This is a genomic window from Pseudomonas saliphila, from assembly GCF_008638345.1.
Lineage (GTDB): Bacteria > Pseudomonadota > Gammaproteobacteria > Pseudomonadales > Pseudomonadaceae > Halopseudomonas > Halopseudomonas saliphila.
In genome coordinates, this window is the sequence record NZ_VTVA01000021.1 from 50,864 (window position 1) to 63,196 (window position 12,333).

The following is a 12,333-nucleotide window of genomic DNA, read 5'->3' on the forward strand; positions in this document are numbered from 1 at the left end:
ATCAGTCCCGGGTTGCTAACTGAATGCCTTCCCAGGCCACGCTTGCCAGGTGGTCGATCTGATCCGGAGTGATTACGTAGGGAGGCATGAAATACACCACATTGCCCAGCGGGCGCAGCAGTGATTCGTTCTTCAGGCCGTGCTGGTAAACGCGGATGCCGCGGCGTTCCTGCCAGGGGAAGGGCGTACGACTGCGCTTGTCCTTGACCAGTTCGATTGCCAGAACCATGCCTGTCTGGCGCACCTCTGCAACGTGTGGATGGTCAGCGAAATGGCTGGTGGCCTTGTGCATATGCGCTGCCAGGGTGCGATTGGCCTGGATCACATCGTTCTGTTCGAACAGGTCCAGGGTCGCCAGCGCCGCCGCGCACGCCAGTGGATTGCCGGTGTAACTATGGGAATGCAGGAAGGCGCGCATATTTTCATATTCATCGTAGAACGCGTCATAGACCTTGTTCGTGGTCAGGCACACCGCCATGGGCAGGTATCCGCCGGTCAATGCCTTGGACAGACATAGGAAATCCGGGCTGATATCGGCCTGCTCACAGGCGAACATCGAGCCAGTGCGGCCGAAGCCGACGGCGATTTCATCGTGAATCAGATGCACGCCATAGCGATCACAGGCTTCGCGCAGTAGTTTGAGATAGACCGGGTGGTACATACGCATGCCACCGGCGCACTGGATCAGAGGTTCGACGATGACTGCAGCGACTTCTTCGTGGTTCTCTGCGAGCGACTTCTCCATGTGCTCGAACATCTGTCGGCTGTGGGCTTCCCAGCTGACGCCCTCCTCGCGCTGATAGCAATCGGGCGAGGGTACGGTGATTACGTCCATCAACAGGGGTTCGTAGGTTTGCTTGTAGAGTGCTACGTCGCCCACGGCCAGAGCGGCGAGCGTCTCGCCGTGATAGCTGTTGGATAGCGTAATAAAGCGCTTTTTTCGTGGTTGCCCGATGTTCAGCCAATAATGGAAGCTCATCTTCAAAGCAACTTCGATGCAGGATGAACCGTTGTCGGCATAGAAGCAGCGGGTCAGCGGAGCAGGGGTCATCTGAACCAGGCGTTCGGATAACTCGATTACAGCCGGGTGGCTGAAGCCGCTGAGAATGACGTGTTCAAGGGTATCGAGCTGATCCTTTATCCGCTGATTGATATGCGGATTGGCATGCCCAAAAATATTGACCCACCAGGAGCTGACGGCGTCGAGATAACGATTGCCCTCAAAGTCATGCAGCCATACGCCTTCACCCCGCTGGATTGGAATGACCGGCATGTGCTCGTGATCTTTCATCTGGGTGCACGGATGCCAGAGCACGGAAATATCGCGCTGCATCCATTCATTGTTCAAGCCCATAATCGCCTCACCATCAGGAAATGATGCGGCGATTGTACATGAGCACTCGGGCTGCTGCAGAGCTCAGCGGGTGCCGAAGATCACCATTGTCTTACCCTTTACATCGATAAGGCCTTGCTCTTCAAGATTCTTCAGTACCCGTCCGACCATCTCCCGTGAGCAGCCGACAATGCGACCGATCTCCTGTCGGGTGATCTTGATCTGCATGCCGTCTGGATGGGTCATGGCATCGGGCTGTTTACACAGCTCAAGCAGACTGCCTGCGACGCGACCCGTTACATCGAGGAAAGCGAGGTTGCCTACCTTGCGTGTTGTGTTGCGCAAACGTTCGGCCATCTGGCGACCGATGACATACAGCAACTCGGGATCGCGTTGGCCCAGTTCACGGAATTTGCTGTAGCTCATCTCGGCCACCTCGCATTCCGTTTTGGCGCGCACCCAGGCACTGCGATCCTGCTGCGCCAGGTGTTGATCGAACAGGCCCATTTCGCCGAAGAAGTCGCCCTGGTTCAAATAGGCGATGATCATTTCGCGCCCGTGTTCATCCTCGATGAGGATGGTCACTGAGCCTTTAACGATATAGAAGAGGGTTTCGGAAGAATCGCCAGCGTGGATGATGGTGCTGCGCGCGGCGAAGCGGCGACGATGACAATATGAAAGATAGGCGTCGATGTTTTTTATTTTGGGAATGGGGGCTATAGCAACCATGTGTGTGTCCTTGCAGTGGGCTGGTGAACTGGGTCCTTGGACAAAAATACCGGACTATCCCTTTGCTCCGTAATTGTGGTCCTTACCAAAGGATGCCTCGCATCCCTGCAGCCTCATATCCGAGACCAAATCAGATTATGTCCAGTTCTGCAGCAAATGGCCATAGCGGTACTGGGCCGTTTGGCCTGTGTTATTCTGCCTTTCTTTCAAACTGTGAATTGGTGCCGCTGGAGAGCATATGAAAGCGCATATCAAGTGGGTAGATGGGGCGATGTTTATCGGCGAATCCGGCAGCGGTCATACGTTGGTAATGGATGGTCCGCCTGAAGCGGGTGGGCGAAACATGGGTGTTCGACCTATGGAAACGGTGCTTATCGGTCTGGGCGGGTGCGCCAGTTATGACGTGGTGAGCATCCTGCGCAAGGCGCGGCAGGACATTCGGGATGTGCAAACGGTGCTGGAAAGTGAGCGCGCCGAGACCGAGCCAAAAGTCTTCACGGCGGTCCATGTGCATTTCATCGTGAGTGGCAAGAACCTCAAGGAGCAGCACGTTAAACGCGCGGTCGAGCTTTCTGCGGAGAAATACTGTTCCGCTTCAATCATGTTTGGTCGCGCTGGCGTAAAGATGTCGCATGACTACGAGATCATCGAAGTAAGCTGAGTCTATCCCAGCCAGCTGCTACTCAGGTGCGGTAGCTGGCCTTGGTCATCACCCGTGACATCAATCGCATAGCCATTTTTACTGGTGCCGGGAAAATGGCTCCCCCCGCATCCAATGCCTGATTACCGTGTTCGATCTCGTCTTCGCGCATCTGTTCGAGGATCGCGCGTGACTTGAGGTCGTCTTCGGGAAGCTCTGTCAGGTGGTCGTCGAGGTGTTTTTCGACCAGCTGTTCGGTAGCGGCGACAAAGCCGAGACTGATCCGGTCGCTGACCATCCCCGCCGCAGCACCCATGCCGAACGACAGACCATAGAACAACGGGTTGAACACACTAGGATGGCTGCGCAGCTCGCGCAGCCGCTGCTCACACCATGCTAAATGGTCGATTTCCTCGGCTGCGGCCTGCTCCATCTTGCCACGCACGTCCGGGAGCTTCGCTGTGAGCGCCTGCCCCTGATACAAGGCCTGCGCGCACACTTCACCGGTATGATTGATTCGCATGAGACCAGCGATATGGCGCCGATCCTTCTCCGCCACATGGTCACTGGTAATGTGTTGCGCCGGCGACGGCCGGTTGGCCTGAGCAGCCCCCGGAATCAAGGTGCGTAGCGACTGGTCAGCTTGAACCAGTAGTCGATCGACAAGACTGTAATGACGAGAAGCGCTCATCGCTTAGCTCCTGAACATGGATAGTGCGGGTTTCATACAGGGCGTGCTGCGCTTAGCCCGGTGGCCAGCCCATCTGCCGCTGACCCAGTACATGCAGGTGGATATGGTATACCGACTGGCTGCCAAACTCCTTGCAGTTGAACACCGTGCGGAAACCCTGCTCACAGCCTAGCTCCAGCGCCAGTTTCTGTCCGACATAGATGATGTGGCCGACCAGCGCGCGGTCGTCTTCGGTCATATCGTTAAGGGTGGCGATGTGTTTTTTGGGCAACACCAGAAAGTGCACAGGTGCCTGTGGATTGATGTCGTGAAAGGCGATGACCTGGTCATCTTCATATAGTGTCTTGGCCGGGATTTTGCCTTCGACGATCTTGCAGAACAGACAGTCCACTGGATACTCCTCCTGGAGAGTTGATGGATTGAGTTTAACCAACCTCGGCGGGAAAACCACCAGCGCGCCGCGGCTTCATGATCAGAATGGCTTGAGCACTACCAATAGCACGATAGCGATCAATACCAGCACAGGGGCTTCGTTGAACCACCGATAAAAGACATGTGAGCGCGTATTGCGGTCCGCGGCAAAGGTACGCAGCAGAGCGCCACAGCTGAAATGATAGGCAATGATGAGGGCGACCAGGGTGAGCTTCGCGTGGAGCCACGTCTGTTCAAGAAACCCGGGCTGCAGCATGACCATCCACAGGCCCAATGCGACGGCGACCAGCATAGACGGCGTCATGATGCCGCGGTACAGCTTGCGCTCCATGACCTTGAACCGTTCCAGGCTCGGGCGGTCATCTGCAGTGGCGTGATAAACGAACAGGCGCGGTAGATAGAACAAGCCTGCAAACCAGGTGATTACAGCGATGATATGGAATGCCTTTATCCAGAGATACACCCGGAGTTCCTTAACAAGTTTTGGCGAGGTGCCAATGATGGGATGGCTTTACTGGTAATCTGCTCCAGCGGACTCTTATCATAGAGGTCTAATCGCCATGTTCAATCGTTTTAGGGAGCAATCATGATCAGTATCGGCATCGTCGGCGGCACCGGGTATACCGGAGTGGAACTGCTGCGATTACTGGCCCAGCACCCGCAAGCGCAGGTCGTCACCATTACTTCCCGCTCGGAGGAGGGTGTTCGGGTCTGTGATATGTACCCCAACCTGCGTGGCCACTATGACGACCTTGTGTTCAGTGTGCCGGATGTAAAGCGACTGGGCGCCTGCGACGTTGTTTTCTTTGCGACTCCTCACGGCGTGGCGCACTCGATGGCCGCCGAGCTGCTGGCGACCGGCGTTCGCATCATTGACCTGTCCGCCGATTTTCGCCTGAAGGATGCCGCAGAATGGGCTCAATGGTACGGCCAGCCGCATGGCGCGGCCGATCTGCTTGGCGAAGCGGTGTACGGCCTGCCTGAGGTCAATCGTGAGGCGATACGCAGTGCGCAGCTGATTGCGGTTCCAGGATGTTATCCGACGGCAGTGCAGCTCGGCTTGCTGCCCCTGCTCGAAGCCGGGCTGGCTGATACCTCCCGACTGATTGCTGATTGCAAGTCCGGGGTGAGCGGTGCAGGGCGGACCGCGAGCGTTGGCGCCCTGTTTGGAGAGGCCGGTGAGAATATGAAGGCCTACGGGGTCAAGGGCCATCGTCATCTTCCGGAAATCAGCCAGGGCCTGCGCCTGGCCGCAGGGGGTCCGGTGGGGCTGACATTTGTACCCCATCTGACCCCCATGATCCGCGGCATTCATGCCACGCTGTATGCCACGGTTACGGATCACGCTGTCGACCTGCAGAAGCTGTTCACTGACCGTTATGCCGGCGAGCCCTTCGTGGACGTGATGCCTGCTGGGAGCCATCCTGAAACGCGCAGCGTGCGCGGCGCGAATTTGTGTCGTCTGGCGGTTCATCGTCCACAGGGAGGCGACCTGGTGGTGGTGCTCTCGGTTATCGACAATCTGGTCAAGGGCGCATCCGGGCAGGCGATCCAGAACATGAACATCGCGCTGGGGCTCGAGGAAACGCTTGGGCTGACGCATCCGGCGCTGATGCCTTGACCGACCAGTTGCTGCGCCGACTTCCGTTACGGCGAGGGCATCGGCTGGCCGTGGTTCCGGTGGAGTCACGGTTCGCCCGCGTCACCAGAGGCATCCTGGGGGTATGTGTTTTGCTCGCGTTCCCGGCGGCTGCCTGGCTTGGCTGGGATGCCGCCTTGCGCTCCGAGCTGGTGGAAAACCACACGCAGCTGCGCTCCAGTCATCAGGTTGTACAGGCTGAGTTGGAACAGACGCAGCAGCGGTACCAGCAATTGGAGGTCGATCTGCTGGTCGCCCGCGAAGCGGTGAGGGATGGCCGCAAGATCATTACTGATCTGGAGCAGCAGCTGTTCAAGTTGCAACAGGATCTCGCGATTTACCAGGGGGCCTTGGCACCCAATGCCATGGTGCCCGGTTTGCGTTTTCAGGCTTTCGAATTGCAGTCCACCGAACGGCCTGATGTGTTTCGCTACAAGGTAATGGTCAGTCGAGTCGGCAGTGAAAGTGAAACCACGCAGGCTACACTCTTTATTGAGGTGCATGGCTCGCGGGACGGTGAAGAGGTAGTGATACCTTTGTCGAGCATGACGGCGGCAGGAGATGATGAAGGGCTGGCGCTGGATTTTCGCTATTTTCAGGTCGTGCCGGCCAATGGCAGGGAAGCCGAATTATTGCTTCCGGAAGGCTTTCAACCCAAACGTGTGCGTCTACGTGCCGAGCATGACGGCAAGACGTTGGTGGAGCAAATGTTCGACTGGACAGTAACGGGAGAAAAATCCTGATGTGGAAAACCGGGAAACTAAAAAAAATGGATATCAGTCAATTCGGCGGTAAAACCACCGTCATCGCTCAGGATGCGGTTGTACGTGGCGACATCCACTTTCAGGGAGCGTTGCAGGTCGACGGCCGCGTAATTGGCAGTATCGAGGCAGAGCAGGGATTGGTCCGTGTCAGTGAACACGGCCAGGTGGAAGGGGTTATCAAGGCGCCGAGCGTCAAGGTGAACGGTCAGGTGATCGGTGATGTGCACGCATTCGAGCGTCTGGAACTGGATGCGAACGCCAGAATCAGCGGCGATCTCTATTATCGGTTCATGGAAATGGTGGTGGGGGCTCAGATCAGCGGTCAGCTAAAATATCTGGGCAACGAGTTGGCCGATGATGAATTGCCGGTCAATCTGGTCTCGCTCGGAAACGAGCCTGGCGAATAGTTGACCAAAAGACTCGGGTTAACCATAATATCGGGTCTGTTGTGCTGCGGTACCCGCTGCTGGAGGTTGTATGTCGACTGCTGAAATTTTTACTCCCACTCCGCTGAATTTTTCTGAGAGCGCTGTTGGCAAGGTGCGTGCCCTGATTGAAGAAGAGGGCAATGAGCGCCTCAGTCTGCGCGTGTTTGTTACAGGGGGTGGCTGTTCGGGATTTCAATACGGTTTCACCTTCGATGACGAGTTGGCCGAAGACGATACGATTGTCGAGCGCGGCGGTGTCAGACTGGTGGTGGATCCTATGAGCTTCCAGTACCTCGCCGGTTCGGAGGTCGATTATCAGGAAGGCCTCGAGGGCTCCCGCTTTGTGATCAATAACCCTAATGCCGCCAGTACCTGTGGTTGCGGTTCATCCTTCTCTATCTGACCCTTCGGTAGCGAGCCTATCATCGCGTCGATAACGGGATGAATCGATAACAGGTGTTCGTTTTCCGGCACGATACACCCCTCTCTCTCATGGAGCAGGAGTAAAGGGTTTGTCCCAACAAGCGAAAAAACCCTTTGCCAGTCTATTCTTCTTCCCCGTCGCGACCGCGTATGGGGCCTTCATTCTGCCGTGGTCTGTGCTGGCCCAGTTTGGTCTGCTAGCCGCTCCTCCGGGTTTGACCGGTTCTTTGGGGCACGCCTATGAAATGTTGTTCGGCTTCGCCCTGGCGGTCGTAGCGGGCTATGTTCTCGGACCTCAGTCTCCGCGCTGGTTGTGGTCGATACTGTCGTTCTGGGTGGCTGCGCGCATCGCTTTCCTCGGATGGTCCACGAGCTACGTGTCGGCATTGATCAATATTCTGTTTGTGGCGGTGCTTGCCTTTAAAGTGGTGCCGCGTTTCGCCGGCGCGAAAAAGTGGCGTAATAAGACCCTTGCGCCCATTTTGCTTGGGCTATGCGTGGCTGCGACCCTGTTTCAGGCACTGCTGCTGACGGAGAACAATGGCCCGGCGCACGGATTGCTGTTCGAGGCTGTCTTGCTATTGAGTGCGCTGATGTTCTTCATGAGCGGAAGGATGCTGGCGCCCGCTATAGCGACGCACCTGTTGAAACAGAAGCGCGAACTCCACGCTCGACTCCAGCCGCGCCTGGAAGGCTGGGTACTCCTGTCGCTGGCTCTGGCTTTGATTGTCAATCTGCTTCCGGGGGTCGCGATTCAGCCAATCGTTGGGTTGTGTCTAGTGGCAGCCTCAGCTGTTGCCCTGGTTCGGTTGGTCCGCTGGCCGGTCTGGCGCTGTCTGGATCGCCCCGACCTGGTCGCATTGACCTCGGGTTATATCTGGCTGGTCATCGGTTGGGCGGTAATCGGTTGGACGCTGCTCACCCATATGCTGCCATTGTCGACGGCCCTGCACGGCATCACCGTTGGTGCACTGGGCAGCCTGACGCTGACTGTCATGGCTCGCAGCCAGGCGCAGCGTACTCGGAAGGACGCCAATGCCGCGCCGGCGATCTATCTCGCGACCGGCTTGATCAGCGTAGCTGCAGTGGCCAGGATGGCCGCAGGCACTCTGATTCCCGGAGTTTGGATACATGTATTGGCTGCTATCAGCTGGAGTGTCGCGTTTGTCTGCTTGCTGGTTTTTCTGCTCTGGTTCCGGAAAGTGCCCGACCGCCCATTGAAACCCTGAATCTCAGGCCGGATATAACGCGCCGAGGATTCGCTGCCCACGTGCGCCAGTTACCGCAGGCAGATTAGCGGGCTCGCGCGTGTCGAAACGCCATGCCAGCCAGGCGAAGGCGATTGCTTCCATCCAGTCGGGATCGACGCCCAATGTCTGGGTGGTCTGTACGACTGCTGGCGCGAGCAGCTCGGCAAGACGCTGCATTAGCCAGCCGTTGCGGGCGCCGCCTCCGCATACGTAGATGTCAGCCGAGCCAGGGATGTTGGAGCGTACGTCCTGTGCAATGGACCGGGCGGTCAGCTCAAGCAGAGTGGCCTGAACGTCCGCAGGCGCAAAGGTTTTTCCCGCTTGTTCCAGTACATCATCCAGCCAGGACGCATTGAAATATTCCCGGCCAGTGCTTTTTGGCGCCTTACGCTGGAAGTAGGGGTCCTGCAGCATGCGGACGAGGAGTGCGTCTTCAGCCGTTCCGCTACGCGCCCACTGTCCATCGCGATCAAAGGCTTCGCCGCGATACTGAGTGATCCAGTGATCAAGCAGCACGTTGCCCGGACCGCTATCAAAGCCCAGCGCCGGATGGTCAGGCTTCAAGACTGTAAGGTTGGCAAAGCCGCCGATGTTGACGAGTACGCGGGTGTCCATCGGCGAGCCGAGTAACCAGTGATGGAAAGCGGGCACCAGGGGCGCACCCTCGCCGCCAGCAGCCAGATCGCGGCTACGAAAGTCGCAAATAACGGAAATACCGCTCAGTTCAGCCAGTAATGCCGGGGCACCGATCTGGCAGCTGAAGCCCAGCTCGGGATGGTGTCGGATGGTCTGGCCGTGGCTACCAATCGCACTGACCTGCGCCGCAGCAACAGAATGCTCAGCCAGTAGCGCGTTCACTCCGTCAGCGGCGAGCGTCGCCCAGGCGATGCCGGCACGTCCGGCTCGCTGGATCTCATCCGGTCCGGCTGTACAGAGGGAGAGCAGATCGTTGTGTAGGGATTCGGGAAAGGGCAGGCAGATTGCGCCCACCAAGGTGGCCTGTCGGCCTTCGAAGGAAACCAGAGCGATGTCGATACCATCCAGGCTGGTGCCTGACATGATACCGACATAGAGCCTGGACATTATTCTTCCAGAGACGCCAGCTGAGTACTGTCTTGTTGATCCAGTTTAGCCATGAGCGTGTTGCTGACTTGCAGGAAGGCAGTACGTTCGGCCTTGGGAATGGGATCGGATACAGGAAGCTTTACGTTGAGCGGATCCACGTGGGTGCCGTTCACCAGAAACTCATAATGCAGGTGTGGCCCGGTGGAAAGGCCAGTAGTGCCGACGTAGCCGATCACCTGGCCCTGCGATACGTTGTCACCCGCGTTCAGGCCCTTGGCGAAACGGCTCATGTGCGCATAAAGCGTCTGATACTTCTGTCCGTGTTTGATGACGACAGTGTTGCCGTAACCACCTTTGCGGCCGGCATGCACTACGCGACCGTCACCTGTAGCGCGAATCGGGGTGCCGGTCACTGCTGCGTAGTCGACGCCGCGGTGGGGCCGCACGGTTTTCAGTACAGGGTGGCGACGATTCGGGTTATAGCGTGAACTGATACGAGCCAGCTCCACCGGTGTGCGGATGAAGGCCTTGCGCATGCTGGTGCCATCCGCGCGGTAATAGCTGCTATTTCCGTTCTTGTCGGTGTAACGAACGGCGGTAAAAATCTTGCCGCGGTTGGTGAAGCGAGCAGCGAGGATGTTATTGGTGCCAACGCGCTTCTCACCAACGTGTAACTCTTCGAATAGCACTTCGAATGCGTCGCCCTTGCGGATCTCCCTGGCAAAATCGACGTCATAGCCGAATATGTTGGCCATCTGCATGGTCAGGTTGTGCGACAGGCCGGCTTGTTGTGCGGAGAGGAACAGCGAGCTGCTGATCTCGCCCTTGGCAAACCGTGTCCGCACCTCAGGCTTAACGCTGTCGGAAGTAAAGGCGAAAGTATCACCCTCGCGCTCAAGGCGGATTGTCTCGAGGTCGTTGATCTTGGAGCGGATGGCCAATAAGTCGCCAGCGTCGTCCTTTTTGAACTCAACAACTTGGCCTACCTTGAGCCGCGTGAACCGTTGGGCATCCTTGCTGCTGGATACCACAGAGTGCAGCGAAGCGGCTGAGAAGCCGAGTTGGCTGAATAGGACCGACAGCGTATTGCCTGCGGCGACGGTTACGCTGATCCAGTCAGTTGGAGGCGGTTCCGCAGCCTCGATGTGCTCGGCGGGAGGAGCTTCCGGAGCAAGAGCTAGCGATTGGAGTACAGCGGGAGACGCTTCACCCTGAACTGCAACTTCAGCAGGCTTGGCCAGTTGAAGCGGAGAAGCGATTGTGACTGTCTCGCCAATCAGCGCATCCAGTTGTTCAGATACGGACGGCTGGGCTTCTATGGAAGGGGACGTTTCGAGTTCAAGCGGAACGAACGTCCGGCGCGCTTCGACATCCGATGTAGGGATGACGAGCAGGAAAATACTCAGCGCTGCAGCGATTCCGCTGGCCGCCATAATATGGCTTTTTGGATATCGCGGCGTCTTTGTCTTTTGAGGAGGCATAAGCGCTCTTGTGGTTGATTCTATGGAATGTTGACTAACTTGCTAAATTATAACTGAAACTCAACAGGCGCAAGTCATAATGTGCGTCATCCGTCATTTTTACAACGCGTGTGCTTGACGAGTTTCTGCCGTTCCCCAGCCTGTATAATCTGTCATCGGCCACCCGCGCTTGAAATTGAGTGGCAATGTTGTAATGTTTGCTCCCCTTTAATTCCAGACAGCCACAGGATCCCCGACACATGAAGCCGGTTGACGAGCAGTTGGCGCTGATCAAGCGCGGCGCGGAAGAAATTCTGGTTGAAAGCGAGCTCCGCGCCAAGCTTGAGCGCGGTATTCCGCTGCGAATCAAGGCAGGGTTCGATCCTACTGCTCCTGATTTGCACTTGGGGCACACCGTCCTGATAAACAAGTTGCGTCAGTTTCAGGAGTTAGGGCATGAGGTGCTTTTCCTTATAGGTGATTTCACCGGGATGATTGGCGACCCTTCGGGCAAGAACGTTACTCGGTTGCCCTTGACCCGTGAGCAGGTTCTGGCCAACGCCGAGACCTATAAAGAGCAGGTGTTCAAGATCCTGGATCCGGAAAAGACCCAGGTCCTGTTTAACTCCGAATGGATGGACGAGCTTGGAGCGGCTGGCATGATCCAGTTGGCCGGTAAGTACACTGTGGCCCGCATGCTGGAACGGGACGATTTCGATAAGCGTTATAAGGGTGGTCAGTCGATCGCGATCCATGAGTTCCTCTATCCGCTGGTACAGGGATACGACTCGGTTGCGATGAAGGCTGATGTTGAGCTGGGTGGGACCGACCAGAAGTTTAATCTGCTGATGGGGCGTGAGCTTCAGCGCCAGTACGGTCAGGAACCACAGGTGACGCTTACCATGCCGTTGCTCGAAGGGCTGGATGGCGTTAAGAAAATGTCCAAGTCACTGGGTAATTATGTGGGCATCAATGATATGCCTGGCGAGATGTATAGCAAGATCGTTTCAATGCCAGATGCTTTGATGTGGCGCTATTTCGAGCTGCTCAGCTTTTGTAGCATGGCGGAGATTGATAGCTTCCGTGCCGATGTTGAGCGTGGTGCTAATCCGCGAGATATCAAGATCAAGCTGGCGGAGGAGTTGGTGGCGCGTTTTCATGGTGAGGAGGCGGCGGCAAACGCTCACCGTTCGGCTGGTAACCGGCTAGCTGAGGGCGAGCTGCCAGAAGATATTCCAGAGATCTGTCTGGAGTCAGCTGATTCGTTACCCGTTTCGGCTGTGCTCAATCGAGCCGGGTTGGTGAAGAATGCCGCAGCAGCGCGGGATCTCCTGGCAGCTGGTTCGGTGAAGGTTGACGGAGTTGTTGTCGAGCGTAGCTTTGAGTTCAAGCCGGGGTCAGAATACGTATGTCAGGCGGGCAAGAAGAAATTTGCACGCATCCGCATCGAAACGCCTTGACGGCTTTACTCAGAGGCCT

At 56.9% G+C, this 12,333-nt stretch carries 14 protein-coding genes; 7 read left to right on the forward strand and 7 right to left on the reverse strand.

Annotated features, from left to right (window positions below; translation table 11 throughout):
• Nucleotide 1 precedes the first annotated feature (1 nt).
• Both FHK95_RS17935 and crp read right to left on the reverse strand, forming a co-directional pair.
• Nucleotides 2-1,354: an adenosylmethionine--8-amino-7-oxononanoate transaminase gene (locus FHK95_RS17935; RefSeq protein WP_150306015.1), complete on the reverse strand. Its 1,353-nt coding sequence runs from the start codon at nt 1,352-1,354 to the stop codon at nt 2-4.
• Nucleotides 1,355-1,417: 63 nt separating this feature from the next.
• A complete protein-coding gene (crp, locus tag FHK95_RS17940) occupies nt 1,418-2,062 on the reverse strand; it encodes a cAMP-activated global transcriptional regulator CRP (protein ID WP_150306016.1) in 645 nt (214 codons plus the stop codon).
• A gap of 238 nt (nt 2,063-2,300) precedes the next feature.
• Here crp and FHK95_RS17945 point away from each other — a divergent pair, with 238 nt between their 5' ends.
• Nucleotides 2,301-2,723 (forward strand): OsmC family protein, encoded by a 423-nt coding sequence (locus FHK95_RS17945; RefSeq protein WP_150306017.1) that lies wholly within the window; start codon nt 2,301-2,303, stop codon nt 2,721-2,723.
• Nucleotides 2,724-2,745: 22 nt separating this feature from the next.
• On the opposite strand, the gene coq7 is transcribed toward FHK95_RS17945, so the two are convergent.
• The 3 genes from coq7 to hemJ form a co-directional block, all read right to left on the reverse strand.
• Nucleotides 2,746-3,393 carry a 2-polyprenyl-3-methyl-6-methoxy-1,4-benzoquinone monooxygenase gene (coq7, locus tag FHK95_RS17950; RefSeq protein WP_150306018.1) on the reverse strand — a complete coding sequence of 216 codons (648 nt, stop codon included), beginning with the start codon at nt 3,391-3,393 and terminating at the stop codon, nt 2,746-2,748.
• Between the two features lie 52 nt (nt 3,394-3,445).
• Nucleotides 3,446-3,784 (reverse strand): histidine triad nucleotide-binding protein, encoded by a 339-nt coding sequence (locus FHK95_RS17955; protein ID WP_150306019.1) that lies wholly within the window; start codon nt 3,782-3,784, stop codon nt 3,446-3,448.
• Between the two features lie 81 nt (nt 3,785-3,865).
• Nucleotides 3,866-4,288, reverse strand: a complete 423-nt coding sequence (gene hemJ, locus FHK95_RS17960; protein ID WP_150306020.1) for a protoporphyrinogen oxidase HemJ — start codon at nt 4,286-4,288, stop codon at nt 3,866-3,868.
• Between the two features lie 123 nt (nt 4,289-4,411).
• Here hemJ and argC point away from each other — a divergent pair, with 123 nt between their 5' ends.
• From argC to FHK95_RS17985, 5 genes are all read left to right on the forward strand, one after another.
• On the forward strand, nt 4,412-5,446 hold the full coding sequence (gene argC / locus FHK95_RS17965; RefSeq protein WP_150306021.1) for an N-acetyl-gamma-glutamyl-phosphate reductase: 1,035 nt from the start codon (nt 4,412-4,414) through the stop codon (nt 5,444-5,446).
• Nucleotides 5,443-6,207 carry a DUF6776 family protein gene (locus tag FHK95_RS17970; RefSeq protein ID WP_150306022.1) on the forward strand — a complete coding sequence of 255 codons (765 nt, stop codon included), beginning with the start codon at nt 5,443-5,445 and terminating at the stop codon, nt 6,205-6,207. Before argC ends, FHK95_RS17970 begins: the two co-directional genes overlap by 4 nt.
• Nucleotides 6,208-6,233: 26 nt before the next feature.
• Complete coding sequence (locus tag FHK95_RS17975; protein WP_235906827.1) at nt 6,234-6,635, forward strand: bactofilin family protein; 402 nt, start codon at nt 6,234-6,236, stop codon at nt 6,633-6,635.
• Between the two features lie 70 nt (nt 6,636-6,705).
• Nucleotides 6,706-7,059 carry an iron-sulfur cluster insertion protein ErpA gene (gene erpA / locus FHK95_RS17980; protein WP_150306024.1) on the forward strand — a complete coding sequence of 118 codons (354 nt, stop codon included), beginning with the start codon at nt 6,706-6,708 and terminating at the stop codon, nt 7,057-7,059.
• 109 nt (nt 7,060-7,168) lie between these two features.
• Nucleotides 7,169-8,308 (forward strand): NnrS family protein, encoded by a 1,140-nt coding sequence (locus FHK95_RS17985; RefSeq protein ID WP_150306025.1) that lies wholly within the window; start codon nt 7,169-7,171, stop codon nt 8,306-8,308.
• Nucleotides 8,309-8,311: 3 nt separating this feature from the next.
• On the opposite strand, the gene FHK95_RS17990 is transcribed toward FHK95_RS17985, so the two are convergent.
• Nucleotides 8,312-9,412 carry an anhydro-N-acetylmuramic acid kinase gene (locus tag FHK95_RS17990; protein WP_150306026.1) on the reverse strand — a complete coding sequence of 367 codons (1,101 nt, stop codon included), beginning with the start codon at nt 9,410-9,412 and terminating at the stop codon, nt 8,312-8,314.
• Nucleotides 9,412-10,875, reverse strand: coding sequence for a peptidoglycan DD-metalloendopeptidase family protein (locus tag FHK95_RS17995; RefSeq protein ID WP_150306027.1), 1,464 nt, complete (start codon nt 10,873-10,875; stop codon nt 9,412-9,414). Before FHK95_RS17995 ends, FHK95_RS17990 begins: the two co-directional genes overlap by 1 nt.
• A 239-nt stretch (nt 10,876-11,114) precedes the next feature.
• On the opposite strand from FHK95_RS17995, the gene tyrS reads away from it, so the two are divergent.
• Nucleotides 11,115-12,314 carry a tyrosine--tRNA ligase gene (gene tyrS, locus FHK95_RS18000; protein ID WP_150306028.1) on the forward strand — a complete coding sequence of 400 codons (1,200 nt, stop codon included), beginning with the start codon at nt 11,115-11,117 and terminating at the stop codon, nt 12,312-12,314.
• Nucleotides 12,315-12,333: the final 19 nt, after the last annotated feature.